Origin of the sequence: Mesorhizobium sp. M0060 (genome assembly GCF_040323155.1) — a bacterium.
In the GTDB taxonomy this organism is placed as follows: Bacteria; Pseudomonadota; Alphaproteobacteria; order Rhizobiales; family Rhizobiaceae; genus Mesorhizobium.
In genome coordinates this window covers 1-25,430 of sequence record NZ_JAMYUP010000048.1, presented here as the reverse complement: position 1 = coordinate 25,430, position 25,430 = coordinate 1, and the positions used below count along the sequence as shown (strand labels likewise).

Genomic DNA, 25,430 nt, shown 5'->3' with positions numbered 1-25,430 from the left:
ATGAGCAGCAAAAACACCGACATGCGCACGCCGCTGGCCAAGGTCCGCGGCCTCGGTTCCGCCCGCGAAGGCACCGGCCATTTCTGGCGTCAGCGGCTGACGGCGATTTCCAACATCCCACTGATATTGTTCTTCGTCGGCTTCCTGATTGCGCTCAATGGCGCCAGCTATGGTGAGGTGCGCGCCGCACTTGCCAATCCGTTCGTGGCGCTGGTCCTGGCGTTGGTGCTGCTGTCGGTGCTCTACCATATGCGGCTCGGCATGCAGGCGATCATCGAAGACTATGTGCATGGCGAGGGCACCAGGCTGGCGCTGCTCGCCCTCAACACATTTTTCCCCCTAGTGGTCGGCGTCGCCTCGGTCTTCGCCCTGCTTAAACTGGCTTTTGGAGGCTGATTTTTGGCCAAGGACGCGAAGAACGCCAACACGGCTTCCGCCTATACCTATGTCGACCACAAATTCGATGTCGTGGTCGTCGGCGCCGGCGGTGCCGGCCTGCGCGCGGCGCTCGGCATGGCCGAACAGGGCCTGCGCACCGCCTGCATTACCAAAGTGTTCCCGACGCGTTCGCATACCGTCGCGGCGCAGGGCGGCATCGCCGCCTCGCTCGCCAATATGGGCCCCGACAACTGGCAGTGGCATCTCTTCGACACCGTCAAGGGCTCGGATTGGCTGGGCGATACCGACGCGCAGGAATACATGGTGCGCGAGGCGCCGGCGGCGGTCTACGAACTCGAACATTACGGCGTTCCCTTCAGCCGCACGGAGGACGGGAAAATCTACCAGCGGCCGTTCGGCGGCATGATGATGAATTTCGGCGAGGGGCCGCCGGTGCAGCGCACCTGTGCTGCCGCCGACCGCACCGGCCATGCCATGCTGCACACGCTCTATGGCCAGTCGCTGAAGCACAATGCGCAGTTCTTCATCGAGTATTTCGCGCTCGACCTGATTATGGAGCCGGACGGCACCTGCACCGGCGTCGTCGCCTGGAACCTCGACGACGGCACCATCCACCGTTTTTCGGCCAAAATGGTGGTGCTGGCGACCGGCGGCTACGGCCGTGCCTATTTCTCGGCCACCTCGGCGCATACCTGCACCGGCGATGGCGGCGGCATGGCAGCACGGGCAGGCCTGGCGCTGCAGGACATGGAGTTCGTGCAGTTCCATCCGACCGGCATCTACGGCGCCGGCTGCCTGATCACCGAGGGTGCGCGCGGCGAGGGCGGCTATCTCGTCAATTCCGAGGGCGAGCGCTTCATGGAGCGCTATGCACCGTCGGCCAAGGACCTTGCTTCCCGAGACGTGGTCTCACGCTGCATGACGCTGGAGATCCGCGAAGGCCGTGGCGTCGGTCCCAAGAAGGACCATATTTTTCTCCACCTCGACCACCTTGATCCGGCCGTTTTGCACGAAAGGCTCCCGGGTATTTCGGAGTCAGCAAAGATCTTTGCGGGCGTCGACCTGACCAAGGAACCGATCCCGGTGCTGCCAACCGTCCACTACAATATGGGCGGCGTGCCGACCAATTACTGGGGCGAGGTGCTGAACCCGACGGCGTTGAATCCGGACCAGGTGTCGCCCGGGCTGATGGCGGTCGGTGAGGCCGGCTGCGCCTCGGTGCACGGCGCCAACCGGCTGGGCTCGAACTCGCTGATCGACCTGGTGGTGTTCGGCCGCGCGGCGGCGATCCGGGCCGGGCAGGTGATCGACCGCACATCGGCGGTCCCGTCGCCCAACGAGGCCTCGGTCGAGAAGATCATGGACCGCTTCGACCGGCTGCGCCACGCCAACGGCTCGACGCCGACAGCGGTTTTGCGCGAAAAAATGCAGAAGGCGATGCAGGAGGACGCTGCGGTATTCCGCACCCAGGAATCGCTGGAAAGCGGCAGCAACCGCATTTCGCAGATCTGGGGCGAACTCAGCGACGTCAAGGTGTTCGACCGCTCGATGATCTGGAACTCCGATCTGGTCGAGACGCTGGAGCTGGAAAACCTGATGGCCAACGCCATCACCACCGTCTATGGCGCCGAGGCGCGCAAGGAAAGCCGCGGCGCCCATGCGCGCGAAGATTTTTCGGCCCGCGACGACGCGGTCTGGCGCAAGCACACGCTGGCCCGGCTCAACGAGGCCGGCGAGGTGGCGCTCAGCTACCGGCCGGTGCACACCGAAACGCTGCTTAGGGAAGCAGACGGCGGCATCAACCCGGCCAAGATCGCGCCAAAGGCCAGGGTGTATTGACGATGGCGCTGGCGGCAGCTGGATATTCCGGCACGCCCCTTCCGGCCAAGCTCGGCCTGAAGGACGGGATGACCGCCGCGTTTATCGCACTGCCGGCGGAACTCGACGATCTGGCCGAAGCCGTCGACTTTGCCCATGTCGACAGGCTGGCCGACTGGTCGAAGATTTCAAATGCTGCCTTGAAATACGATGCCGTTCACGCCTTCACCAGACAGCGTGCAGAGATCGAGGACCGTCTCGCCGACGTCGAAGCGGCGATCAAGCGCGACGGCATGGTCTGGGTGTCCTGGCCGAAAAAGGCGTCGAAAGTGCCGACCGACGTCACCGAGGACGTTATCCGCGCCGAGGCGCTGAAGCTCGACCTCGTCGACGTCAAGGTCGCCGCCGTCAACGGGATCTGGTCCGGGCTGAAGCTCGTCATCCGAAAGGACCTGAGGTAATGGTCGAACTGACGCTTCCGAAAAACTCGAAGATCATGGCCGGAAAAACCTGGCCGAAGCCGGAGGGTGCCACCAATCTGCGCGAATACCGCATCTACCGCTGGTCGCCGGATGATGACGAGAACCCGCGCATGGACACCTATTTCGTCGACATGGACGATTGCGGGCCGATGGTGCTCGACGCGCTGCTCTGGATCAAGAACAAGATCGACCCGACGCTGACGCTGCGCCGCTCCTGCCGCGAGGGCATTTGCGGCTCTTGCGCCATGAACATCGACGGGTCGAACACGCTGGCCTGCACCAAGGGCTGCGACGACATTTCCGGCGCGATCAAGGTCTATCCGCTGCCGCACATGCAAGTGGTCAAGGACCTGGTGCCCGACCTCACCAATTTCTACGCCCAGCATGCCTCGATCGAGCCGTGGCTGAAGACGGTGTCGCCCGAGCCGGCCAAGGAATGGCTGCAAAGCCACGAGGACCGCGAGAAGCTCGACGGGCTCTACGAATGCATATTGTGCGCTTGCTGCTCGACCTCCTGCCCGAGCTACTGGTGGAACGGCGAGCGCTATCTCGGCCCGGCGACACTGCTGCAGGCCTATCGCTGGCTGATCGATTCCAGGGACGAGGCCACGGGCGAGCGGCTCGACAATCTCGAAGACCCGTTCCGGCTCTATCGCTGCCACACCATCATGAACTGCGCCCAGACCTGCCCGAAGGGGCTCAACCCGGCCAAGGCGATCGCCGAGATCAAGAAGATGATGGTGGAGCGACGGGTATAGCGGCGGACGGGTTGTGCTGCAGGGATCATCTCGTCGGTAGTGATCCTTCGCGCCCCCCTCTGTCCTGCCGGACATCTCCCCACAAGGAGGGAAATCGGCAGCTGACATCGCCCGTCTGCAATGTTGGAGGTTGGCGAAAGCCGACGTGACATCCAATCTCCCCCCAAGTGGGGGAGATGTCCGGCAGGACAGAGGGGCGCCGTCCCTCCAGCCTCAGAAGGGTAGCCGATCCTATGACCGATATCGAATTGCCCATCCTCTCCCCCATCGAAGCGCGCGTGCTCGGCTGCCTGATCGAGAAGAAGGAGCTGACGCCGGACGTCTATCCGCTGACGCTCAATGCAGCACTTGCCGCCGCCAACCAGAAGACGGCGCGCGAGCCGGTGATGTCGGTCGAGCTTGCCGAGGTCAGACGGGCGCTTGGCCAGCTGGAGCAGAAGGGCCTCGTCAGGCAGGTGTTTGCGTCGCGCGTCGAACGCTACGAGCATGTCGTGGCGCAGCGCTTTTCCCTGACCTCGGCGCAGATCGCACTGCTTGGCCTGTTGTTGTTGCGCGGCCCGCAGACAGCCTATGAATTGCTGGCACGAAGCGAGCGCATGGCACGGTTGCCGTCGATCGACGAGCTTCGCGGCAATCTCGATCTGCTGATCGGCCGCAGGCCGCCGCTCGTGCAGCAGATCGATCACGGCCCCGGCCAGCGCGAAGACCGTTATGTCCATCTCCTCAGTGGGCCGCCGCAGCTGTCGGCTGCCGCCGCGCCCCTGCCGTCCTCGCCGGCCTCGGATCTGGAAATGCGCGTGCAGGCCCTCGAGGAAGAAATTGCCGAGCTGCGCGCCCGAATCGACGCGCTGACCGGCGACAGACGATAACGAACCTTCGATACGTCGGCGGACAGCGCCCCTTCTGCCTTGGCGGACATCTCCCTACGAGGGAAGATTGGACGTCATCCCTGGCTTCCGCCAATCTCTAACGCTGAAAAGAGGGCGAGACCGGCGAAGCTGCCAATCTCCCCCTCGTGGGGGAGATGCCCGGCAGGGCAGAGGGGGGCGCGAAGGATCGTCGACGTTTATATCCTTCGCTGGTCTGCCGATGGCTCTCTCAGCCGAGCCTGGCGTCGAGCGATACCTTGATGGCGCCGAGCGCCTTTGACACCGGGCATTCGGCTTTGGCCTTCTCGGCCAATTCCTTGAACTTGGCGGCATCGATGCCCGGCACCTTGCCGACCAGCGTGATCGCGCTGCCGGTGATGCCGGTGCCGGGGACCAGCGTCACCACGGCCTTGGCGTCGAGCTCGGAAGCCGGAGTGCCATTTTCGGCGAGAAAATGCGAAAGCTGCATGGCATAGCAACCGGCATGGGCGGCGGCGATCAGCTCTTCCGGATTGGTGCCGGATTTGCCGCTCTCGTCCTCGAAACGCATCTTGGCGGAATAGGGCGTGCCCTTCAGCGTCCCGCTCTGGGTTTCGAGCGTGCCTTTGCCTTCCTTGAAACTGCCTTTCCAAACGGCGTTGGCGGTGCGGTCCATCAATTCCTCCTTGATTGTCGTGATTGAGCCCGTAGTCGGCGTCCGGTCGACTATAGCGCGCGCTGGAGCGAAGGCCACCCACGCTTTCGTATCGGCGGCAGCGTGACGCATCATGTCGAGCGAAAAAAATTCGAAAAAAATACGCGTGCAAAAATGTCGACTTCCATCTGTCCCGGCCGTCCTGCGGGCGGCCATGGACTTGGTGGCCGGATGGAGGACCACATGAACAATCTGTTTTCTGCTCACTGGACAAGCACCGGCCACAGGGCCGGTGAACAACAAGCCGACTGGTCGCGCCTGCAGCCCTCCGGCTTCGGCCGACTGCTTGCGGCGATTGCCATTATCGGGATTGCGGTGTCTCTTCTCGACTATGCTGCGGCCGGTCTCGATTCTACGGCAGGCAAGGGCTCCGCGGAGATTTCCGTAGCCTCGTCTTCCACTTCAAGCCAGGAATGGAGATAAAAATGAAGTATGTTTGTCTGGTCTATGGTGAAGAAAAAGATCTCTACGCAATGACGCCCGAGAGGCTGGCCAAGCTCGACGCCGATTCGATGGCCCATGACCGGTCATTGGACCAACGCGGGATGCTGATCATCGCGCAGGCGCTGCAATCGGTGAAAACGTCGAAAACCGTTCGCAGGCGCCAGGGCAAGCGGCTGGTCACCGACGGCCCCTTCGCCGAAACCAAGGAGCAGTTGCTCGGCTTCGTCATGATCGAGGCCGAGAGTCTCGACGGGGCGCTGGAGATCGCGGGCGAGATTCCGCTGGCCGAAATCGGCACGATCGAGGTGCGGGCGATCTACAACGTGCCGGGATCATAGAGATCTCGATAGCTGCTCCGCGGAGCGGTGCCGACCAACAACTGGCGCGGACTTTCGCTTTCTTCGTCGGACGCAACTTTTGCGTGTTGAAGCGAAGCAATACTTCTCCTATCGTCGCCGAGATTGGGGGATCTCGGGGCATGCATATACTGATTGCGGCAATCGGCCTGTTGGGAGCAGCGGCCTTCTGGTGGTACCGGCTGAAGATCATGAACGACGCGGCGCGTGAGGTTGCCGACGTCGTCGGCCGGGTCCAGGGCAATGTGCGCCGCAAGAAACTGCGCAAGCAGGCGGCGCTCTCGCCGCTGACGGCGATCGACGATCCGGTCGTGGCGGCCGCGACGCTGATCACCGCCATCGTCTCCGAGAATGGTCCCATGCTGCCGCAACGCGAAGCCGCCATTCGATCGGTGATTTCGGAGATTGCCGACAAAAAGCAGACCGATGAGGCGGTGATCTATGCAAAATGGGCGGCTTCGCAAATCGATGACGCCACGATCGTCATCGACAAGCTGGCGCCGTTCCTGCGCGAGCACCTCGACGCGGCTGAAAGGAACGATCTGCTGCAGATGGTCGGCCGTGTGGCGAAAGCCGGCGAGCAAAGCTTGCAGATTTCCGATCAGCGAATGCTCCGGCTGCGCCAGAAGCTGGGCTTCGAGGTCAACTGAGCAACGCTCAGATCGCCTCGCCCTTGAACAGTTTCGGCGTGTCGCCGGACAGACCCGACGCCTGGCGGATGAAGAACTCCTTCAGCCGCGGCATGCGCTCGACGAGGCCGAGGCCGACGTCGCGCAAAGTGCGCAGCGGGCCGAAATCGTTGGAAAACAGCCGGTTCAGCACATCGGTGGTGATGCCCATCTGCACCGTATCGAAGCGCCGCCATTGCTGGTAGCGCTCGAGCACGTCGAGCGCGCCGATGTCCTGGCCGAGCCGGTCGGCCTCGACCACCACTTCGGCCAGCGCAGCCACGTCCTTGAAGCCGAGATTGAGCCCCTGGCCGGCGATCGGGTGGATGCCGTGGGCGGCGTCGCCGGCAAGCGCGATGCGCGGCGCAACGAAGGCGCGCGCAATGGTCAGCCTGAGCGGCCAGGCGCGGGGCTTGTCGGCGATATGGATTTCGCCGAGCTTGAGGCCAAAGCGCTGCTCGAGCTCATATTCCAGGACCAGGGTGTCGCCCTTGACCAGCTTTTCGGCATCCTGCGACCGTTCGACCCAGACGATCGACGAACGGTTGGTGCCGCCCTTGCCCGGCTTGAGCGGCAGCGTGGCAAAGGGGCCTGCGGGAAGGAAATGCTCTTCGGCGCGGCCGTTGTGCGGCCGCTCATGCGCCACGGTGCAAACGATGCCAGACTGGCCATACTCCCATTTCACGGTCTTGATGCCGGCCATGTCGCGCAGCTTCGAGTTGACGCCGTCGGCGGCAACGAGCAGCCGCGCCTTCAGCGTCGCCCCGTCGGCAAGATGCACGGTGATGCCGGCGCCGTTGATGTCGAAGGCGCTGACGGCGACGCCTTCAATGATGCCGATGCCGAGTTGTTCGGCGCGCCGGCGCAAGGCGCCGTTCAAATCCTTGTTGGCGACCATGTGCGCAAACGGTTCGCCTGGCGCAACCTCGCCGTCGAAGGTGAGGAACACCGGGCGGACCGGATCCGAAGTGCGCGAATCGGTGACGATCATTTCGGTGATCGCCTGCGCCTCCGGCGCGATCTCGTTCCAGACGCCGAGCTGGTCGAGCATGCGGCAAGCGGCGGCGGCAATCGCCGAGGCGCGGCCGTCCTTCCGCCAGACGCCGGCGGGCGCGGCGTCGACGACGGCGACGGCGAGGCTCGGCCGCGCCTGCTTCAGTGATACGGCGGCGGCCAAGCCGACATAGCCGGCGCCGGCGACCAGAACGTCGAGCGAATTCTTGCTGTCCACCATGACCATTCCTTTTACGGCGCCAGCCTCTTGACCTAGCCGGGGCCATTCCGCCCTTGACTGCCCGCCATTCCTGTCGGAAACCGCCATGGTAATTTTGCGGCGAGGTCACGAAACATGACGGCAGCCATGGACGAGCTTCTCGGCATTCTCGACCTCGAGCAGCTGGAACACAACCTGTATCGTGGTCGCAGCCCCAAGCTCGACTGGCAGCGCATCTTCGGCGGCCAGACCATCGCCCAAGCGCTGGTCGCCGCGCAGCGAACGGTCCAGCCCGAGCGCCACGTGCATTCGCTGCATGGCTATTTCATGCGGCCGGGCGACACCAAGGTGCCGATCATCTACGAGGTCGACCGCATTCGTGACGGCGGCTCCTTCACCACCCGGCGCGTCGTGGCGATCCAGCACGGCCAGGCGATCTTTTCGCTGGAAGCCTCGTTCCAGCAAGATGAGGTCGGCCTGGAACATCAGGTGCCGATGCCGCAGGACGTGCCGGCGCCCGACACATTGCTGTCGCAGCGCGAATTGCTGGGCAAGTTCGGCGAAGCCGTGCCCGACGGCATCAAGCGCTATTGGGAGCGCGACCGGCCGATCGAGATGAAGCCGGTGATGCTGAAGCATTATACCAGCCGGGAAAAGCTCGAGCCGAAGCAGAACATCTGGATCCGCACCACCGGCCCGGTGCCGGCCGACCGCGCCACGCAGGCGGCCGTGCTCGCCTATCTCTCCGATATGACGCTGCTCGACACCTCGACCTTTGCCCATGGCCGCGCCATTTTCGATCGCGACATCCAGGCGGCGAGCCTCGACCACGCCATGTGGTTCCACCGCAGCCACCCGCTCGACGACTGGATGCTCTACACCCAAGACAGCCCGTCGACGCAAGGATCGCGTGGCTTTACCCGCGGCTCGCTGTTTGCCCGCGACGGCACGTTGATCGCCTCGGTTGCCCAGGAGGGGCTCATCCGGCTGAAGCGGCCGCCTGCGGAGTAGGCATTTTTCGAAATTTGCCTATTTTTTAATCAGATGCACTGCCGCGACTGTGAACAGGCAGCCGGCAAACCTTCCCGATTTCCTTGTTTAACAATAGCTTAACACCCTGCTTCGGCAATTGGCACGGAGCTTGAATCCTAGCGGGCACTCTCCGGCTCTCATGGGGATCGGCGAAGTCGTACAAACGCGGGAACGCGCAACAGCAAAGGGTGAAACCTTATGAAGATCGTGATGGCAATCATCAAGCCGTTCAAGCTCGACGAGGTGCGCGAGGCGCTCACCGCAGTCGGCATCCAGGGCCTGACCGTCACCGAAGTCAAAGGCTACGGACGTCAGAAGGGGCACACGGAAATCTATCGCGGGGCGGAATACGCGGTCAGCTTCCTGCCGAAGATCAAGATCGAAGTCGCGGTCGCCATCGACATGGTCGACAAGGCCGTCGAAGCCATCACCGCGGCGGCCAAGACCGGCCAGATCGGCGACGGCAAGATCTTCGTTTTCGGCATCGACCAGGCGGTGCGCATTCGCACCGGCGAAACAGACACCGACGCGCTTTGAGCTGCGGATACGTATTCCAATGGAGAGTTCAATGAATATTCCTTCCACCTTGAAGATAACGGGGCGCGCGGCCGTTTTGGGCTCGCTCGCTCTCGCTGCATTGGGCACGGTTGCTGCGTTCGCGCAGGAAGCGGCTCCGGCAGCACCGGCCGCCCCTGCGCCCGCGCTCGACACCGGCAACACCGCCTGGATGCTGACCTCGACGGCGCTGGTGCTGATGATGACCATCCCGGGCCTGGCGCTGTTTTACGGCGGCATGGTGCGCAAGAAGAACGTGCTCGCCACGATCATGCAGAGCTTTGCCATCACCTGTCTGGTGACGGTGCTGTGGTTCATGTTCGGCTATTCGCTGGCTTTCTCGGATGGCGGCGGCATGAATGCCTATCTCGGCGGCTTCTCGAAGTTCTTCCACAACGGCATCACCACCTCGTCGCTGTGGCTGCCGGGGGTGGCGAACATTCCTGAATTCGTCTTCTCGATGTTCCAGATGACCTTCGCCATCATCACGCCGGCGCTGATTGCCGGCGCCTTCGCCGAACGCATGAAGTTCTCGGCGCTGCTCATCTTCATGGGGGCGTGGCTGTTGGTGGTCTATGCCCCGATCGCGCACTGGGTGTGGGGCGGCGGCTTCCTCGGCACGGCCGGCGTTCTCGATTTCGCCGGCGGCACGGTCGTTCACATCAATGCCGGTGTCGCCGGCCTGGTTTGCGCGCTGGTTCTCGGCAAGCGTGAAGGCTACGGCACCACCAATATGGCGCCGCACAACCTTGTCTACTCCGTAATCGGCGCTTCGCTGCTGTGGGTCGGCTGGTTCGGCTTCAACGCCGGCTCGGAACTGGCCGCCGACGGCCTTGCCGGTGCCGCGATGCTGAACACCCAGGTTGCCGCTGCCGCTGCGGCGCTCGCCTGGATGTTCGCCGAATGGATCGTCGCCAAGAAGCCGAGCGTTCTCGGCATCATCTCGGGCGCCGTCGCCGGCCTGGTCGCGGTGACGCCGGCTTCCGGCTTCGTCAATCCGACCGGCGCCTTCATCGTCGGCATCGTCGCCGGCGTGTTGTGCTACGTCTCGGCCGTCAAGCTCAAGCACGCGTTCGGCTATGACGACTCGCTCGATGCGTTCGGCGTGCACGGGATCGGCGGCATCATCGGCGCGTTGCTGACCGGCGTGCTCGCCGATCCAGCGATCAACAGCCTCGGGGCGGGTGCCTCTGTCGGCAAGCAGCTCTACGGTATCGTCTTCACCATCCTGTGGACGGCGATCGCGAGCTTCGTGATCCTCTATATCGTCAAGGCGCTGGTCGGCCTGCGTCCTTCCACCCCGGAAGAGGTCGAAGGCCTCGACATCAGCCAGCACGGCGAAGTGGTGCCGTAAGGTATTTGGCCGGCACCGGCGTTTTGCCGGTGCCGGAAAGATCCCGTCGTGATGCTCCCGAAAGGGCTCACGCCTTGAGGCCCGGAAATCTTCCGGGCCTCTTTTTGTGCGCAGATGGCCGTGATGGCTCGATCACAATCGCTTGATCAGGTGCTCGATCCGCCGGCGGCGTGAAATATCGGCCGCAGCGGCTCCGAACTGTGGTGGCGGTCGTCATTTGGACGTCGTCAAAACATAGGGAAGGAACCATCATGAACATCAAGGAAATCTGCCTCGGAGCACTCGCTCTTGCCCTGGTCAGCGGGACGGCACTGGCCGGTGCGCTGGACGAGCCGGACAACATGGCGCCGTTCTTCACCGATTCCGGCATGAAAACCATGAAGCCGATGGCGGAATTCAAGACCGCGTTCATGGCGATGCCGAAGGAAAAGCAGGAAGCCATGAAGAAGGAATGCAACGATGCGGCGATGAGCAAGCCGCATGCCGAATTCTGCGCCAATGTGCAGGCACTCGGCGGCGCCAACTGACAATCTCGATCAGGCTGCAGCCTGATCGTTTCATCACCACGATGGCGGGCCAGCGTGCCCGCCATTATTGCCGAGCCGGGGTGGCTTCCAATGCCCGTCGCAGGATCAGCGCCGTGTTCGAACAGGAAGCCAGGCATGACATCTCGCGCCAGTTCCGGAGACGCAGACTGCCCATGGTTAATGCGCCCTTAACCTTCCCGCCGCTAGTCTGACAGCCGAATCTGCCGTGTTGCGCGTCCGCGCCCGGCCGGGCAACGACAGACGGGGAAGAGCATGCGTTCAGGGGCTTCAGCACCGCTTGCGCTGGCCGATACGGGGCACGGCATCCGGGCGTTCGCGAGGCGCCAGGTCGGCCGGCTGGTCGGTGCCGGGCTGTTTGCGGTGGTTGGCTTCGGCGTTGCCGCCCTTGCCACCTGGAACGTCGCCGATCCGAGCTTTTCGCATGCCACCGACAACGTCGTCACCAATGCAATGGGTTATGCGGGCGCCGTCTTTTCCGACATTGCGATGCAGTTCTTCGGACTTGCCGCGGTTGCGGCACTGGTGCCGGCGGTGATCTGGGGATTTCTGCTGTTTACCGCACGTGGCGTCGACCGGCTGCCGAAGCGCGCGCTCGCCGGGTTCGGCTTTTCGCTGCTTGGCGCGGCAATTGCCGGCTGCGTGGTGCCACCCAAGACCTGGCCGCTGCCGACCGGTCTCGGCGGCGTCTTCGGCGATATGGTGCTCAACATTCCCGGCCTGGTCATCGGCGGCTACCCGACCGGCCTCGTCGCCAGCGTGCTCGCCGTGCTCCTTGCAGCACCGGCGCTGGGGCTGTTTCTGTATGGTTCGGCGCTGATTTCACGCAAGAATGGCTTTGCCGTCCTTGATCAGCCTGCCGCGCCCGATCCGCAGGACGACCTGCTTTTCGACAATGAAGAGGACGAGGGCGACGAAGGCATATTGGCACTTGGCGCCATCACCCATTGGTGGCTGTCGTTGCGGGCCTATTTGCGCCGCCGCGCCGCGCGCCGGCGCGAGCGCGACGATTTCGAGCCCGAGATGGAGCCGCGCGCCAGCGCCTGGCGGCGGGCGGCCGAACGGGTCGAATCGGCCGAGTTCGCCGAGGCGCGGATGAGCCCGGGCGGGCGCGCCCGCGTCGAGCCGGAATTCTTCGCCGCCATGGTCAACGACCGCAGTGCCTCGATCGACCCCGACGATGCCGATGTCTTCGATAACGAGGACAATGACGACGACATGGATTTCGCGCCCGAGCCGGCCGGCCAACGCCGCGCCGCGCCGACGGCGAAGGTGCAGAACTTCCGCTCCGATGCGGCGACACGCGTCGAGGCGCCGGCGCCACGGCCGGCACCCGGCGCCCGGGTCCAGCGCGAGGCACAGACCTCGCTGATCGGCTCGGAGAAGTTCGAGATGCCGTCGCTGCATTTCCTGTCGGAGCCAAAGAACGTGGTGCGCGACGCCAGCCTGTCCAAGGACGCGCTGGAGCAGAATGCCCGCCTGCTCGAGGGCGTGCTGGAGGATTTCGGCGTCAAGGGCGAGATCATCCATGTCCGCCCCGGCCCGGTCGTCACGCTTTATGAGCTGGAACCCGCGCCAGGCATCAAATCGTCGCGGGTGATCGGCCTGTCCGACGACATCGCCCGCTCGATGAGCGCGATCGCCTGCCGCGTCGCCGTAGTGCCCGGCCGCAATGCCATCGGCATCGAATTGCCGAACGCCAAGCGCGAGACCGTCTATCTCAGGGAGATCATGGCCAGCCGCGATTTCGAGACCACCAAGGCAAAGCTGGCGCTGGCGCTGGGCAAGACCATCAATGGCGAGGCGGTCATCGTCGACATCGCCAAGATGCCGCACGTGCTGGTCGCCGGCACCACCGGTTCGGGCAAGTCTGTCGCCATCAACACCATGATCCTGTCGCTGCTCTACCGGCTGACGCCGCAGGACTGCCGGCTGATCATGATTGATCCAAAGATGCTGGAACTCTCGGTCTATGACGGCATCCCGCATCTTCTGACGCCGGTCGTCACCGATCCGAAGAAGGCGGTGGTGGCACTGAAATGGACCGTGCGCGAGATGGAGGACCGCTACCGCAAGATGTCGAAGGTCGGCGTTCGCAACATCGACGGCTTCAATGCGCGCGTGCAGCAGGCCGAGAAAAAAGGCGAAAGGATCTCCCGTACGGTGCAGACCGGCTTCGACCGGCAGACCGGCGAGGCGATCTACGAGACGGAGAACCTCGACCTCGAGCCGATGCCCTACATCGTCGTCATCATCGACGAAATGGCCGATCTGATGATGGTCGCCGGCAAGGATATCGAGGGCGCGGTGCAGCGCCTGGCGCAGATGGCACGCGCCGCCGGCATCCATGTCATCATGGCGACGCAGCGGCCGTCGGTCGACGTCATCACCGGCACCATCAAGGCCAATTTCCCGACCCGCATCTCGTTCCAGGTGACGTCGAAGATCGACAGCCGCACCATCCTGGGCGAGCAGGGTGCCGAGCAACTGCTCGGCATGGGCGACATGCTGTACATGGCCGGCGGCGGCCGCATCCAGCGCGTGCACGGCCCCTTCGTTTCCGACGACGAGGTGGAGAGGATCGTCGCGCATCTGAAATTGCAGGGCGTGCCGGAATATCTCGACGCCATCACCGAGGACGACGACAAGGATGACGACGAGCCGTCGGGCAAAGGTAGTGGTGGCGGCGGCGACGGCGGAAATTTCGAGGATTCCGACGATCCCTACGATCAGGCGGTTGCGGTGGTGCTGCGCGACGGCAAGGCCTCGACCAGCTACATCCAGCGCCGGCTCGGCATCGGCTACAACCGCGCCGCGTCGATCATCGAGAAGATGGAGAAGGAAGGCATTGTCGGCCCGGCCAACCATGCCGGAAAACGCGAAATCCTGGTGCCGACGGAGGACGACAAATTCTAGCGCCCGTTCCATCCCGGTAGAATCGGGATGGAACTCTATCCACTTTTCAGGATCATGCTCCGATCCACCGGCCGGACCGCGCCGGCAACTGTGAACCTCTTGGCGCGTTGCAACGGATGAGCGCTGCGCTGCCCGCCAAACTTAAGCCCAACTGGGGGGCCAGACCAATACAACGAGCAAGCAATCAGATGATGGTGACCGGCATGAAAAACGCATCTTTCGCCCCAAGCAGGGATTTCGCCCCAACCCGCCGGCAGGTGCTCGGCCTCGGCCTGGTCCTGGTTGGTGCCGCAGCCCTCAACGTCGTGCCCGGCTTCCAGCTGCTGGCGTCGGCGCAAGCAGCGGTTCCGGCGACGGCGCAGAAAATTGCCGACCATTTCTCCTCGGTCAAATCGATGAGCGGCGAGTTCGTGCAGTTCGGGCCCAAGGGCGAGCAGACCGGCGGCAAGTTCTTTCTGGAACGGCCGGGCAAGATCCGCTTCAATTATGACGGCGCCTCGAATTTCAGGGTGATTTCCGACGGCAAGTCGGTGGTCATCCTCAACAAGAAGCTGCGGACCTCCGACCTCTACCCGCTGTCGAAAACGCCGCTGAAGCTGCTGCTGGACGACAAGATCGATCTGTCGGGCGGGCGTGTCAGAGCCGTCAAGGAAGAAGACGACCTCACCACCATCCAGCTTGCCGACAAATCGGTGTTCGGCAATTCGAAGATCACCATGATGTTCGATCCGAAATCCTATGAATTGCGGCAGTGGACCATCACCGATGCGCAAGGGAAGGACACGACGGTGATGATCTTTAACACCAAGGAGGGCGTCAGCTTCGCCCCCGACACTTTTGCCATCGACTATACGGCGAACCGGGAACTGAACACCAAGTCGCGGTAGCTTTCCACCGCTGTGGGAAGGGGTCCGGCGTTGGTGCTGCCCCTCATCTGGCTGCCGCCATCTTCTCCCCGTATAGTGACGGGGAGAAGGACGCAGCCACGGAAGATTTCGCCAATTCCCAGCGTGAGAAAAAGGACCCCGAGGCCACGGCCAGCGTCTTTCTCCCCGTCACTATACGGGGAGAAATGCCCGGCAGGGCAATGAGGGGCGGCGCCGACCTTCTTGAACATCAACACCCCCCAGCTCAGTGCGGCGGCTTGTCTTTGAGGCTTGCGGCTGGCAGATTCCGGGCCGACTCTTTCATGGGCGCATGACCCCTGGCCAAAGGCGTTCACCTTTGGCATTTCATGCGCGGCTCCGGATCCTTTGTGCATGTCCTTTTCCGTCGCTACCTGGAACATCAACTCCGTCCGGCTGCGCATGCCGATCGTCGAGCGCCCGCTAGTCGAGCAGGGGCCGGACGTGCTCTGCCTGCAGGAAACCAAGGTTCCAGACGAATTGTTTCCGGAGAAGGCCTTCCGTAAGCTCGGCTACGAGCACATCGCCTTCCATGGCCAGAAGGGCTATCACGGCGTTGCGACCATAGCGCGCCGGCCGATCGAGATCGTCGAAAAGCGCCGCTTCTGCGAGATCGAGGACAGCCGGCATCTATCGGTCACCGTCAAGGCCGGCGGCAAGACGATCCTGCTGCACAATTTCTACGTTCCGGCCGGTGGCGACGAGCCAGACCCGACCGTCAACCGCAAGTTCAAGCACAAGCTCGATTTCGTTGCCGAAATGAATGCCGTCCGCGCCGAGCATGACGATCACTCCGGCTCGATCCTGGTCGGCGATCTCAACATCGCGCCGCTCGAGCACGATGTCTGGTCGCACAAGCAGCTCCTCAACGTCGTCAGCCATACGCCGGTCGAGACGGAAAATTTCGAGGCGATGCGGCTCGCCGGCAACTGGGTCGACCTGATGCGGCTCAATGTCCCTTACGAGCAGAAGCTCTACACCTGGTGGAGCTATCGCGCCCAGGATTGGCAAGCCTCAAATCGCGGCCGGCGCCTCGATCATATCTGGTCGTCGCCAAACCTTGTGCCGCATTTTGCCGGCTATGAAATCCAGCGGCTGGCACGCGGCTGGGAACGGCCCTCGGACCATGTGCCGGTGATCGGACGCTTCGACCTGGATTAGTTTTGTCCGCCTTACGCAGCTCAGGGAAACCTGAAGGACTCGGCGATGTAGTCCGGGCGGGCGTTCAGCGAGGCGAAAACATCCTCCAGATCAGGCGTGTCCGCCAATATGCCTGACAGGACCAGCGTGGTCGCGACGCTGACGCCGATACCACCGGCGATGTCGTGTTCGACGCTGTCGCCGACGCAGACCACGCTGTCGCGATCCGGATTGTCCGCCAGTGCCAGGGCTGCCTCGAATATCTGCGGATAGGGCTTGCCGATGCGCGTGACGCTGCCGCCGAGGCTCTCATAGAGATCGGCGAGCCGGCCGGCGCCGAAGCGAGGGCCGACGGCAGTCAGCATGATCTTGTCGGGATTGGTGCAGAAGCATGGCACCTGCCGCGCTGCCGCCGGACCAAGAAGCCGGCGATAGTGGTCGAGGTCGTAACGGTCGCCCTCGCTGGCGGAAATCAGCACCAGTTCGGCATCGCTACCGTCCTTTGCCAGGACGAAGGGCAGGCCGTCGACCGCCGACCGGTCATTGTCGCGGCTGATCAGCAGGCATTTTGTCTCCGAGCGCAGGGCTCCGGATGCCGCCATTTCGTGGAACGAGCGCCACGCCACCTCGCCAGAGGAGACAAAGTGATCCCAGCTTCCCGGTTCGAAGCCGAGCTTCAGCAGGCGGCGCTCATTGGGTTCGGCCCGCTTGCCGGAATTCGAGATCAGCACGGTGGTCTTGCCGGCGCGCTTGAGCGCCGACAATGCTTCGACAGCGCCGGAATACGGGTTGATGCCGTCGTGCAGCACGCCGAACTGGTCGACCAGGAACACCTGGTAGCGCTCGGCCAGCGCGCCGATGCCGTCGAGATGTTGAACTGCCGTCATAAAAGCCCCGCTGCGCTTGCGCCCATCAGCGCCAGCCGCGCCGTGCCGGCGGCGGCCTCATCCGACAGAGCCGGCAAGAGGGCGACGCCAAGCTTGCGCCGCCGGATCGCCGTCCAGGCCGGATTTGCCGCGCCACCACCGACGCTCCTGACCGATGTCAGCCGGGGTGCGCCGAGTTCAGCAAGCCGGCGATAGCCGAGCGCTTCGATCGCCGCAATACCCTCGAACATGGCTTTCAGATAATCGGCGTCGTCGGCAGGCCGCGGCTCGAGACGCGGCGGCAGCGCCGGATCGGCTATGGGGAAGCGCTCGCCGGGCACCGGCAGCGGGTAATAGTCGAGGCCGGTCTGCGTCGCGGGGTCGATTTTTTTGCTGAGTTCGATGATGCGGCCGACGGGAAAATGCTGGGCCAGCACCTTGCCGCCGGAATTCGAGGCGCCGCCCGCCAGATAGGTGTCTCCCAGCCTGTGGCTGTAGATGCCGAATTGCGGCGCCGAGATCGGCCGATCGGAGAGGATCTTGATGGTCAGCGATGAGCCGAGCGCAGTGACGCCGTCGCCCGCAGCCGTTGCACCGGTCGCCAGGAACGAGGCGCAGCCATCGGTGGTGCCGGCGACCACGACCACGTCATGCGGCAGGCCAAACAGATCCACGGTGCTCGGCGAGAGCGTGCCTGTGATGTCGCCCGGCCGGACAATGCGAGGCAGAAGGTCCATGTGCATGCCGGTTGCGGCGATCCAGTCCGGCCAGCGGCGGGCCTCGACGTCGTAGCCGGTTTTCAGGGCATTGTTCTCGTCACTGATGTCAAAGCGACCGGAAAACTGTCCCGCGATCCAATCGGCCTGGTGCAGCACCCTGATGATTTCGGGGACGACACCGGGCAGGCGCTGGAACCAGAGCGCCTTGGCAAGACCCGAGGTCGGGCCATGCGCGGCGCTCGCTGCCGGCGCCTGGCGAGCGACAGCGGCCAGGATAGCTTTGTCAGCGACCTTGTCGTTGTACATTAACGGCTCGGCCAGCGGCCGCCCGGCAGCCTCGACCGGCAGCAGCGTGCCCGAAGTGCCGTCGACGGCGATCGAGCGGACCGCGGTGCGATCGACCTGGGAAAGCAGCTCAGTCAGTGCTGCGCTTACCGCCGACCACCAGGTAGCGGGGTCGCGGGCGTTCTGGCCAAATCTGTCGAGTGGAACGGTGGACTGCGCGGCGATCGAAAAATCCGGGCGCATGGCGACGGCGCGCGCGCCGGATGTGCCGATGTCGATGCCGATGGCAAGTGGGCCGATTGAAAGCGACATGTCAGCTGCCGGCAGCATTGAGTTTCTGGCGATACTGCTCGGCGTCCCAGTTGATCAGTTCGTCATTCTCCGCCGCTGTCAGATAGTTCAGCTTCGCCGCGACGTCGACCCGCGCGGTCACGTCGGCGAGGCAGCGCTGCATGGCGTCGGCACCGGCGCTGGCGCCGCCGCGCATCAGCACGCCAAGGCCGGGAAACAGGATCGCCACCGGCGCCGTGCCGCACCGCCCGACGACGCGCTTCACGTCCTCGCCCGGTCTCGCCACGACCGAACCCTCGCCGAGAAAGATGACGTGGTCGGGGTAGAGGCTGCCCCCCGAAGCCATGCGGCAGCTTTCGGGGTCGATCGCCACCGCATGCGCCTCGACATCGCCCGGCGATCTGTAGCCGCTGTCGCCGGCCAGCGCCGTCAGCGCCGCGATGTCCGGCTCCGCCACCTGGCGTGGCGGCCGCGCCAGCAGCCGTGTCGCGCGACGCAGCAGCATGTCGGCCTCGGCGACGGTCTCGGCCGCAACGACCAGGCCGTGATTGCCGAGGATCAGGATGTCCACCCCGGGCCGCAAGCGCTCGGCGATGCCCTGGGCAAGCGGCAGTCCCGGCCGGCGATAGGGAACATAGGCCCATTGGTGGCCATCGAGCCGCCTGGCGACCTCGGCCTCGCAGTCGGCCTGCACGGCCAGCGAAATGGTCTCGACGCAGTGGACATGCAGAACGATGCGCTGCGGCATCAGCGCATGCACCGTGGTCTCGATCGACGGGCGCAGGCCGCGGGCATTGAGCGCTTCGATGGCGAAGGCCTGCGGCTGTTCGGCGGCCAGGTCGCGCCGTTCGATGGCTTCAAGCAGCGGCGGGATGCTGACCGGCACCATGATGTCCTCGGCCAGCGCGTCCTTTAGCCAGGTACCCGAGGCCTTGATCCACAGCGTGTCGCCGGCTTTCAGCGAGGTGTTGCCGCCGGCGGCCTGGGTCAGATGCGGGTCGTTGCCGATCTCGGCTGAAAGCGACCGCAGCGCTGCCAATTCCTGCGCATCCGCACTGATCGTCATCGGAAATTCCTCCACAAACCGGCCGCGTGGCCACGGCTTTGGACGTCCCGTTGCCGGGACGAGACTGACGCTGGTATCGCAGATGCGAGTAAGTTACGTCAACAGTGATGTTATCGCGTCAAATCACGCTTGCAATCCGAGGTGCGTTGAGTAAGTTGCACCAATTGCCACGCAAATGGCACTGGGGAGGCAAAGGGCATTGGGAGGTAAGGTTTGAGCGACTCCGGCCGCCAGCGTCAGATTGTCGAGCTTTTGCGGGACCGGCCTTTCGCATCGGTGCGGGAACTGCAGGAGCGGCTTGGCGTGTCGGCGGCGACGGTGCGGCGCGATATCGACAAGATCGACGAGGCCGGCGAAGCGCGCAAGGTCTATGGCGGCATCTCGGCGCTCGATGGCGCTTCGCAAGCCGGCGTCGCCTATGCCAGGCCCTATGACGAGAACCGCGACCTCGCCGTCGAGGCCAAGCGGCAGATCGCCGCTCTGGCGGCGACCATGGTGCGCGACGGCGACGCGGTCATCGTGCATGGCGGTTCGACCTGCTTCCATCTCGGCGTCAAGCTCGCCGACCGCAACATCCGGCTCTACACCAACTCGATGCCGCTCGCGGCCTATCTCAGCGACCACGGCCATTGCAGCCTGACCGTCGCCGGCGGCGAACTGCACCGTGAGCCGGGCATCATCCATTCGCTGACCCAGGCGGTGCCGTTCTACGCCTCGAAGTTCTTTCTCGGCGCGCAAGGCATCGGCCAGGAAGGCCTGCTGGAATCGCACCCGCTGCTGGTCCGCTCGATCGTCGAGCTCAGCCTGTGCGCCGACCAGATCGTCGTGCTGGCCGACAGCCGCAAACTGTCGATCCATGCGCGTAACGTGGCGCTGCCGCTGTCGCGGATCGGTACGCTGGTCACCGATGACGGCCTGTCCGACGCCGATGCGCGCGTGCTCGAAGACGCCGGCGTCATGGTGCGGATCGCCGCGTCCTCGGGAGGCGCCCAGTGAACATCGCGGTCCTCGATTTCGGCAAGACCAATTCGAAGCTGTTCGTCTTCGGCCAGGACGGGCGCATCCTTGACGAGCGCCGCACCCAGCCGAGCTGGATCCGCAAAGGCGGCTTCAGCGTGCTCGACGAGGCAGCGCTGCACGACTGGGCGGCCCGCGCCATCGATGACGCGGTCGACACGCATGGCGTGGACGGGCTGATGGTATCCGGCCATGGCTGCACCTTCGCGTTGATCGACGACGCTGCGCTGACGTATCCGATCCTCGATTACGAGCAGGAACCGCCAGCCGAAATCGCCGCGCGGATCGACCGCCGCATTCCGGATTTTGCCGAGACCTTTTCGCCGCGCCTGCCGCTTGGCTTCAATTACGGCCGCCACATGCTGTGGCTGAAGGAGGTGGAGCCCGACGCCTTCACCACAGCGAAATCGATCCTCGGCTACCCCCAATATTGGAGCTGGCGTTTTGGTGGTCGGCCGGTATCGGAAGTGTCCTATCTCGGCTGCCATTCGCATTTATGGGCGCCGCGCAGCCAAGATTTCAGTTCGCTGGTCGACGAAGAGGGCTGGCGCGGCCAGATGCCCGCCTTCGAGCGTGCCGGCGCGGTGATCGGCGAGCAACGCTTCGGCCAAGCCGCGAAGCCGGTCGCCATCCACAATGGCGTCCACGACAGCAATGCCGCGCTTTATGCCTATCGCCGGCAGCAGCTCGGGCCGGTGACCGTGGTCTCGACCGGCACCTGGGTCGTCGTGCTCAATCCGGACTGTCCGCTCGACGCGCTCGACGGTGAGCGCGACATGCTGGTCAACGTCGATATCGGTGGCGGCCCGGTGCCGACCATCCGCTTCATGGGCGGCCGCGAATTCGCGACGATCAGCGCCGGCTGGCAGGGTGCGATCGCGCCGTCCTCGATCCAGCGGGTGATCGACGCCGGCATCATGGCGCTGCCGAGCTTCGCGCCCGGCGGCCCGATGCCACACCGCCGCGGTGAACTGGTCGGGCGTACGCCCAATGCCGAGGAACGGGCGGCCATGGCGCTGCTCTATGTCGCGCTGATGGTCGATTTGTGCCTTGAGCTGATCCATTCCGACAATACGGTGATCGTCGATGGCGGCCTGAACAATGGCGGCATGCTTGCCGCGCTCTTGGCGCAATTGCGCCCCGGGCAGGCCTTCCTGCAAGGCGCAACGCTGGAGGGCAGCGCCACCGGTGCTGCGGCACTTGCCTTCGAAAGTGCCGGACGCGAATTTGCCACTGAGGCGCCGGAGGCGGTGCATGCGGCAAGCTTCAGCGGCCTTGCCGGCTACCGCAACGACTGGCGCGGCCTTGCCGCCGACCGGGGTGTAGCCAGCGCAGCTGCGGGAGGTGCACGATGAGCGCCGCCGCCCGGATCGAGACGGCCCGCCAGCCGGTGCTGGAAATGCGCCATATCTCCAAGACATTCGGCCCGATCCGCGCCTTGCACGATGTGTCGCTGACCGTCCATGCCGGCGAGCTGCACGCGCTGATGGGCGAGAACGGTGCCGGCAAGTCGACGCTGATGAAAGTGCTGTCCGGCGCCTACCGGCCGGATCCCGGCGGCGAGATCCTGATCGACGGCGTGCCGGCCGCCACCGGCGACCCGATCAAGGCACGCGCCGCCGGCATTGCGGTCATCTATCAGGAGCTGTCGCTGGCGCCCAATCTGTCGGTGGCGCAGAATATCTTCCTCGGCAACGAGCCGCGACGGTTCGGCATCGTCGACCGCGAGCAGTGCAACCGGCGCGCCAGCGAGATCATCGCGCGGCTCGGCGTGACTTTTTCGGCGCGCACTCCCGTCGCCAGCCTGTCGCTCGGCGAGCGCCAACTGGTCGAAATCGCCCGCGCGCTGTCGACCAATGCGCGCATCATCGTCATGGACGAGCCGACCACGTCGCTGACCTCGCGTGAGACCGACCGGCTGTTCGAGGTGATCGCGACGCTGAAGTCGCAAGGTATCGCCATCATCTACATCAGCCACCGCATGGAGGAGGTCTACCAGCTCGCCGACCGCGTCAGCGTGCTGCGCGACAGCGGCTATGTCGGCACGCTCGATCGCGCTGATCTGAACGCCTCGCGCCTGGTATCGATGATGGTCGGGCGCGATCTGTCGACCTTCTACAAGAAGGATCACCGCCCGCCGGACAGCAAGCGCGCCGTCGCGCTGTCGGTGCGCGGCATGTCGGATGGCAATCTCATAAAAAATTGTTCCTTCGACCTCCACAAAGGCGAGGTGCTGGCTCTGGCCGGCTTGGTCGGTTCGGGCCGCACCGAACTCGCAAGGCTGATCTTCGGGGCTGACCGGCGCACCGCCGGCACGCTGGAACTCGGTGGCAAATCGATATCCATCAATTCGCCGCGCGAGGCGCTCGATGCCGGCATCGCCTACCTGACCGAGGATCGCAAGCAACTTGGCCTGTTCCTCGACATGTCGATCTCCGACAACATCAGCATGGGCGTGCTGGCAAAGGACGCGAAGGCCGGCGGTCTGCGCGACTTCAATGCTGCCGAAAAGCGCGCCGCCAAGGCGGTTTCAGACCTCTCCATCCGCACCAGCCCTGTGCAGGCCAATACCGGCTCGCTGTCGGGCGGCAACCAGCAGAAGGTGCTGCTCGCCCGCCTGCTGGAAACAGAGCCGCAGGTCGTCATCCTCGACGAGCCGACCCGCGGCGTCGATGTCGGGGCGAAGTCGGAGATCTACCGGCTGATCGACAATCTGGCCAAGAAAGGCATCGCCATCCTGATGATCTCCAGCGAATTGCCGGAGGTGATCGGCATCGCCGACCGCGTGCTGGTGATGCGCGACGGCACCATTGCCGGCGAGGTGACGGCGTCGGGAGGCGAGCCACTGCGGCAGGAAGCGATCATGGAACTTGCAACGGGAGCGGCTCAGCAATGACCGACAAGGTGGCCGACACGATGAAAGCGGATGACCGGGCGATCGGCAGGAGCACAAGGTGGCGCACTGCTATTGCCGCGCTCGGCATGCTGCCGATCCTGATCCTGCTGGCCGTCGGCTTCCAGTTCATCAACCCGCGCTTTTTCACCCAGACCAATCTGCTGATCGTCATGCAGCAATCGTCGATCAACATCGTGTTGGCGGCCGGCATGACCTTCGTCATCCTGACCGGCGGCATCGACCTGTCCGTCGGCTCGATCCTTGCCGCCTCAGCGATGGTGGCGGTGATGGTGTCGCTGGTGCCCGATTGGGGACTGCTGGGCGTGCCGGCGGCCATTCTCGTCGGCCTCGGCTTCGGCATCATCAACGGGCTGCTGATCGCCTATATCAAGCTGCCGCCCTTCATCGTCACGCTGGGGTCGCTGACCGCCGTGCGCGGCGTCGCCCGCCTGCTCGGCCAGGACACCACGGTATTCAACTCGGACCTGCCGTTCGACTTCATCGGCAACGGTTCGCTGTTCGGTATTCCCTGGCTGGTGATCATCGCGCTGGCGGTCGTGGTGCTGTCCTGGCTGGTGCTCAAGCGCACCGTGCTCGGCACCTGGATCTACGCCGTCGGCGGCAACGCCGAGGCCGCTAGGCTGACCGGCATCAAGGTGCCGCTGGTGCTGCTCTTTGTCTACGGCGTTTCCGGCCTTCTGGCCGGCCTTGGCGGCGCCATGTCGGCGGCCCGGCTCTATGCCGCCAACGGGCTGCAGCTCGGGCAGTCCTACGAGTTGGATGCGATCGCCGCGGTCATTCTCGGCGGCACCAGCTTCGTCGGCGGCGTCGGCTCGATCTGGGGCACGCTGATCGGTGGCCTGATCATCGCGGTGCTCTCCAATGGGCTCATCCTCGCCGGTGTTTCCGACATCTGGCAGTACATCATCAAGGGATTGGTCATCATCGTGGCGGTCGCCCTCGACCGCTACAGGCTCCAGGCAGGAGCAAGAACGTGATGGCCCTTAGTCGCCGGCAAGGAGCCGGTTTCATGTGTAACGCACCGTGAGAGGCGCGGGGCAATCGGAGGAAAGTAATGAAGACCATCGCTAAACTGCTCTGCGGCGTCGCCCTTGCGGCCGCCGTCATCGCGCCGGCATCGGCCAAGGATTTGAACAAGGTCGGCATCTCGGTCGGCCTGCTCGGCAACCCGTTCTTCGTCGCCACCATCAAAGGCATCGAGGACGCGGCCAAGAAGATCAACCCGAACGTGCAGGTGACGTCGGTATCGGCCGACTACGACCTCAACAAGCAGGTTTCGCAGGTCGATTCCTTTATCGCCGCCGGCGTCGACGTCATCATGCTCAACGCCGTCGATGCCAAGGCGATCGCGCCGGCGGTGAAGAAGGCGCAGGCGGCCGGCATCGTCGTTGCCGCTTTCGACGTTTCGGCGCCGGGCGCCGACGTCACTGTGATGACCAACAACGTCAAGGCCGGCGAAGAGGCGTGCCAGTATCTGGTCGACCATACCGGCGGCAAGGGCGACTACGTCATCCTCAACGGCCCGTCGTCATCGTCGATCTTGGAGCGGGTCAAGGGCTGCAAGGACGTCCTGGCAAAACACCCCGACATCAAGATCCTTTCCGACGACCAGAACGCCGAAGGCTCACGTGACGGCGGCCTGAAAGTGTTCCAGTCGCTGCTGACCCGTTTCGACAAGATCGACGCGGTATTCGCCATCAACGATCCGACGGCGATCGGCGCCCAGCTTGCGGCCAAGCAGCTCAACCGCTCGGAGTTCATCTTCACCGCGGTCGACGGCGCGCCCGATATCGAGAAGGAACTCGCTTCCGGCACGTCGATGATCAAGGCCTCGGCCTCGCAGGATCCCTACGTGATGGCCGGGCAGTCGCTGACGATGGCGGCTGACTTGCTTGCCGGCAAGAAGCCGGCCGAGCCCACCGTGCTGCTCGACCCGAAGCTGATCACGGCCGGGAACCTGAAGGACTACAAGGGCTGGACCGCGGCTCGCTAAGCCTCCCAAGCCTGGTGGGGGCGCGGGGTGACGGCCGCCCCCAGGAGTTGATGATTGTGTGTAAACAAAAACAGGTTTGGCTAATATAATAGAACTAAAGACCCACACCGAGAAGAGAAAGGAGCGCA

At 64.2% G+C, this 25,430-nt stretch carries 25 protein-coding genes; 20 read left to right on the top strand and 5 right to left on the bottom strand.

What is annotated here, in order from left to right; all coding sequences use genetic code 11:
* From sdhD to NKJ94_RS28960, 5 genes are all read left to right on the top strand, one after another.
* A complete protein-coding gene (sdhD, locus tag NKJ94_RS28980) occupies positions 1 to 396 on the top strand; it encodes a succinate dehydrogenase, hydrophobic membrane anchor protein (RefSeq protein WP_352530060.1) in 396 nt (131 codons plus the stop codon).
* Between the two features lie 3 nt (positions 397 to 399).
* On the top strand, positions 400 to 2,238 hold the full coding sequence (gene sdhA, locus NKJ94_RS28975; protein WP_352530058.1) for a succinate dehydrogenase flavoprotein subunit: 1,839 nt from the start codon (positions 400 to 402) through the stop codon (positions 2,236 to 2,238).
* A 2-nt stretch (positions 2,239 to 2,240) separates the two neighbouring features.
* Positions 2,241 to 2,678: a DUF3052 family protein gene (locus NKJ94_RS28970; RefSeq protein ID WP_352530056.1), complete on the top strand. Its 438-nt coding sequence runs from the start codon at positions 2,241 to 2,243 to the stop codon at positions 2,676 to 2,678.
* A complete protein-coding gene (locus NKJ94_RS28965; RefSeq protein WP_023722699.1) occupies positions 2,678 to 3,457 on the top strand; it encodes a succinate dehydrogenase iron-sulfur subunit in 780 nt (259 codons plus the stop codon). Before NKJ94_RS28970 ends, NKJ94_RS28965 begins: the two co-directional genes overlap by 1 nt.
* A gap of 233 nt (positions 3,458 to 3,690) precedes the next feature.
* Positions 3,691 to 4,326 (top strand): YceH family protein, encoded by a 636-nt coding sequence (locus NKJ94_RS28960; RefSeq protein ID WP_352530054.1) that lies wholly within the window; start codon positions 3,691 to 3,693, stop codon positions 4,324 to 4,326.
* 229 nt (positions 4,327 to 4,555) lie between these two features.
* Here the strand turns inward: NKJ94_RS28960 and NKJ94_RS28955 are convergent, their stop codons facing one another.
* Positions 4,556 to 4,981 (bottom strand): OsmC family protein, encoded by a 426-nt coding sequence (locus NKJ94_RS28955; protein WP_352530052.1) that lies wholly within the window; start codon positions 4,979 to 4,981, stop codon positions 4,556 to 4,558.
* A gap of 222 nt (positions 4,982 to 5,203) precedes the next feature.
* Here NKJ94_RS28955 and NKJ94_RS28950 point away from each other — a divergent pair, with 222 nt between their 5' ends.
* The 3 genes from NKJ94_RS28950 to NKJ94_RS28940 all read left to right on the top strand — a co-directional run bounded on the left by NKJ94_RS28950 (position 5,204) and on the right by NKJ94_RS28940 (position 6,470).
* Positions 5,204 to 5,443, top strand: a complete 240-nt coding sequence (locus tag NKJ94_RS28950; RefSeq protein WP_352530050.1) for a hypothetical protein — start codon at positions 5,204 to 5,206, stop codon at positions 5,441 to 5,443.
* 2 nt (positions 5,444 to 5,445) lie between these two features.
* A complete protein-coding gene (locus tag NKJ94_RS28945) occupies positions 5,446 to 5,802 on the top strand; it encodes a YciI family protein (protein ID WP_352530048.1) in 357 nt (118 codons plus the stop codon).
* A gap of 140 nt (positions 5,803 to 5,942) precedes the next feature.
* Positions 5,943 to 6,470: a hypothetical protein gene (locus NKJ94_RS28940; RefSeq protein WP_352530046.1), complete on the top strand. Its 528-nt coding sequence runs from the start codon at positions 5,943 to 5,945 to the stop codon at positions 6,468 to 6,470.
* A gap of 7 nt (positions 6,471 to 6,477) precedes the next feature.
* Here the strand turns inward: NKJ94_RS28940 and NKJ94_RS28935 are convergent, their stop codons facing one another.
* Positions 6,478 to 7,728 (bottom strand): ubiquinone biosynthesis hydroxylase, encoded by a 1,251-nt coding sequence (locus NKJ94_RS28935; RefSeq protein WP_502904223.1) that lies wholly within the window; start codon positions 7,726 to 7,728, stop codon positions 6,478 to 6,480.
* 108 nt (positions 7,729 to 7,836) lie between these two features.
* Here NKJ94_RS28935 and tesB point away from each other — a divergent pair, with 108 nt between their 5' ends.
* The 7 genes from tesB to NKJ94_RS28900 all read left to right on the top strand — a co-directional run bounded on the left by tesB (position 7,837) and on the right by NKJ94_RS28900 (position 16,169).
* A complete protein-coding gene (gene tesB, locus NKJ94_RS28930; protein WP_352530042.1) occupies positions 7,837 to 8,712 on the top strand; it encodes an acyl-CoA thioesterase II in 876 nt (291 codons plus the stop codon).
* 219 nt (positions 8,713 to 8,931) lie between these two features.
* The gene (locus NKJ94_RS28925) at positions 8,932 to 9,270 is read left to right on the top strand and encodes a P-II family nitrogen regulator (RefSeq protein ID WP_352530040.1); all 339 of its coding nucleotides are present in this window, start codon (positions 8,932 to 8,934) and stop codon (positions 9,268 to 9,270) included.
* A 49-nt stretch (positions 9,271 to 9,319) separates the two neighbouring features.
* Positions 9,320 to 10,642, top strand: a complete 1,323-nt coding sequence (locus NKJ94_RS28920; protein WP_352530094.1) for an ammonium transporter — start codon at positions 9,320 to 9,322, stop codon at positions 10,640 to 10,642.
* A gap of 251 nt (positions 10,643 to 10,893) precedes the next feature.
* Positions 10,894 to 11,169, top strand: a complete 276-nt coding sequence (locus tag NKJ94_RS28915; RefSeq protein ID WP_352530038.1) for a hypothetical protein — start codon at positions 10,894 to 10,896, stop codon at positions 11,167 to 11,169.
* A 273-nt stretch (positions 11,170 to 11,442) separates the two neighbouring features.
* Positions 11,443 to 14,103, top strand: a complete 2,661-nt coding sequence (locus tag NKJ94_RS28910; protein ID WP_352530036.1) for a DNA translocase FtsK — start codon at positions 11,443 to 11,445, stop codon at positions 14,101 to 14,103.
* A 203-nt stretch (positions 14,104 to 14,306) separates the two neighbouring features.
* Positions 14,307 to 14,990 carry an outer membrane lipoprotein carrier protein LolA gene (locus NKJ94_RS28905; RefSeq protein WP_352530034.1) on the top strand — a complete coding sequence of 228 codons (684 nt, stop codon included), beginning with the start codon at positions 14,307 to 14,309 and terminating at the stop codon, positions 14,988 to 14,990.
* A 372-nt stretch (positions 14,991 to 15,362) separates the two neighbouring features.
* Positions 15,363 to 16,169, top strand: coding sequence for an exodeoxyribonuclease III (locus tag NKJ94_RS28900; protein ID WP_352530032.1), 807 nt, complete (start codon positions 15,363 to 15,365; stop codon positions 16,167 to 16,169).
* 20 nt (positions 16,170 to 16,189) lie between these two features.
* Here the strand turns inward: NKJ94_RS28900 and NKJ94_RS28895 are convergent, their stop codons facing one another.
* From NKJ94_RS28895 to NKJ94_RS28885, 3 genes are read right to left on the bottom strand one after another with little or no spacing between them, the layout of a single operon-like run.
* Positions 16,190 to 17,035, bottom strand: coding sequence for a TIGR01459 family HAD-type hydrolase (locus NKJ94_RS28895; RefSeq protein ID WP_352530030.1), 846 nt, complete (start codon positions 17,033 to 17,035; stop codon positions 16,190 to 16,192).
* Positions 17,032 to 18,330 (bottom strand): FGGY-family carbohydrate kinase, encoded by a 1,299-nt coding sequence (locus NKJ94_RS28890; RefSeq protein WP_352530028.1) that lies wholly within the window; start codon positions 18,328 to 18,330, stop codon positions 17,032 to 17,034. Before NKJ94_RS28890 ends, NKJ94_RS28895 begins: the two co-directional genes overlap by 4 nt.
* A 1-nt stretch (position 18,331) precedes the next feature.
* Complete coding sequence (locus tag NKJ94_RS28885) at positions 18,332 to 19,375, bottom strand: class II aldolase/adducin family protein (protein ID WP_352530026.1); 1,044 nt, start codon at positions 19,373 to 19,375, stop codon at positions 18,332 to 18,334.
* A gap of 213 nt (positions 19,376 to 19,588) precedes the next feature.
* Here NKJ94_RS28885 and NKJ94_RS28880 point away from each other — a divergent pair, with 213 nt between their 5' ends.
* The 5 genes from NKJ94_RS28880 (at position 19,589) to NKJ94_RS28860 (ending at position 25,302) form a co-directional block, all read left to right on the top strand.
* Positions 19,589 to 20,371 (top strand): DeoR/GlpR family DNA-binding transcription regulator, encoded by a 783-nt coding sequence (locus NKJ94_RS28880; RefSeq protein WP_352530024.1) that lies wholly within the window; start codon positions 19,589 to 19,591, stop codon positions 20,369 to 20,371.
* Positions 20,368 to 21,747, top strand: a complete 1,380-nt coding sequence (locus NKJ94_RS28875; RefSeq protein WP_352530022.1) for an FGGY-family carbohydrate kinase — start codon at positions 20,368 to 20,370, stop codon at positions 21,745 to 21,747. Before NKJ94_RS28880 ends, NKJ94_RS28875 begins: the two co-directional genes overlap by 4 nt.
* The gene (locus NKJ94_RS28870) at positions 21,744 to 23,288 is read left to right on the top strand and encodes a sugar ABC transporter ATP-binding protein (RefSeq protein ID WP_352530020.1); all 1,545 of its coding nucleotides are present in this window, start codon (positions 21,744 to 21,746) and stop codon (positions 23,286 to 23,288) included. Before NKJ94_RS28875 ends, NKJ94_RS28870 begins: the two co-directional genes overlap by 4 nt.
* Before the next feature lie 20 nt (positions 23,289 to 23,308).
* Entirely contained in the window at positions 23,309 to 24,286 is a 978-nt protein-coding gene (locus NKJ94_RS28865) for an ABC transporter permease subunit (protein ID WP_502904224.1), read from the top strand.
* Between the two features lie 77 nt (positions 24,287 to 24,363).
* Complete coding sequence (locus NKJ94_RS28860; protein ID WP_352530016.1) at positions 24,364 to 25,302, top strand: ABC transporter substrate-binding protein; 939 nt, start codon at positions 24,364 to 24,366, stop codon at positions 25,300 to 25,302.
* Positions 25,303 to 25,430 lie beyond the last annotated feature (128 nt).

Bases quoted from the DNA above. Each gene is read 5' to 3' on its own strand.
- sdhD (WP_352530060.1), top strand. From the start codon at position 1: ATGAGCAGCAAAAACACCGACATGCGCACGCCGCTGGCCAAGGTCCGC.
- NKJ94_RS28970 (WP_352530056.1), top strand. From the start codon at position 2,241: ATGGCGCTGGCGGCAGCTGGATATTCCGGCACGCCCCTTCCGGCCAAG.
- NKJ94_RS28965 (WP_023722699.1), top strand. From the start codon at position 2,678: ATGGTCGAACTGACGCTTCCGAAAAACTCGAAGATCATGGCCGGAAAA.
- NKJ94_RS28960 (WP_352530054.1), top strand. From the start codon at position 3,691: ATGACCGATATCGAATTGCCCATCCTCTCCCCCATCGAAGCGCGCGTG.
- NKJ94_RS28955 (WP_352530052.1), bottom strand. From the start codon at position 4,981: ATGGACCGCACCGCCAACGCCGTTTGGAAAGGCAGTTTCAAGGAAGGC.
- NKJ94_RS28950 (WP_352530050.1), top strand. From the start codon at position 5,204: ATGAACAATCTGTTTTCTGCTCACTGGACAAGCACCGGCCACAGGGCC.
- NKJ94_RS28945 (WP_352530048.1), top strand. From the start codon at position 5,446: ATGAAGTATGTTTGTCTGGTCTATGGTGAAGAAAAAGATCTCTACGCA.
- NKJ94_RS28940 (WP_352530046.1), top strand. From the start codon at position 5,943: ATGCATATACTGATTGCGGCAATCGGCCTGTTGGGAGCAGCGGCCTTC.
- NKJ94_RS28935 (WP_502904223.1), bottom strand. From the start codon at position 7,728: ATGGTCATGGTGGACAGCAAGAATTCGCTCGACGTTCTGGTCGCCGGC.
- tesB (WP_352530042.1), top strand. From the start codon at position 7,837: ATGACGGCAGCCATGGACGAGCTTCTCGGCATTCTCGACCTCGAGCAG.
- NKJ94_RS28925 (WP_352530040.1), top strand. From the start codon at position 8,932: ATGAAGATCGTGATGGCAATCATCAAGCCGTTCAAGCTCGACGAGGTG.
- NKJ94_RS28915 (WP_352530038.1), top strand. From the start codon at position 10,894: ATGAACATCAAGGAAATCTGCCTCGGAGCACTCGCTCTTGCCCTGGTC.
- NKJ94_RS28910 (WP_352530036.1), top strand. From the start codon at position 11,443: ATGCGTTCAGGGGCTTCAGCACCGCTTGCGCTGGCCGATACGGGGCAC.
- NKJ94_RS28905 (WP_352530034.1), top strand. From the start codon at position 14,307: ATGAAAAACGCATCTTTCGCCCCAAGCAGGGATTTCGCCCCAACCCGC.
- NKJ94_RS28900 (WP_352530032.1), top strand. From the start codon at position 15,363: ATGTCCTTTTCCGTCGCTACCTGGAACATCAACTCCGTCCGGCTGCGC.
- NKJ94_RS28895 (WP_352530030.1), bottom strand. From the start codon at position 17,035: ATGACGGCAGTTCAACATCTCGACGGCATCGGCGCGCTGGCCGAGCGC.
- NKJ94_RS28890 (WP_352530028.1), bottom strand. From the start codon at position 18,330: ATGTCGCTTTCAATCGGCCCACTTGCCATCGGCATCGACATCGGCACA.
- NKJ94_RS28885 (WP_352530026.1), bottom strand. From the start codon at position 19,375: ATGACGATCAGTGCGGATGCGCAGGAATTGGCAGCGCTGCGGTCGCTT.
- NKJ94_RS28870 (WP_352530020.1), top strand. From the start codon at position 21,744: ATGAGCGCCGCCGCCCGGATCGAGACGGCCCGCCAGCCGGTGCTGGAA.
- NKJ94_RS28865 (WP_502904224.1), top strand. From the start codon at position 23,309: ATGAAAGCGGATGACCGGGCGATCGGCAGGAGCACAAGGTGGCGCACT.
- NKJ94_RS28860 (WP_352530016.1), top strand. From the start codon at position 24,364: ATGAAGACCATCGCTAAACTGCTCTGCGGCGTCGCCCTTGCGGCCGCC.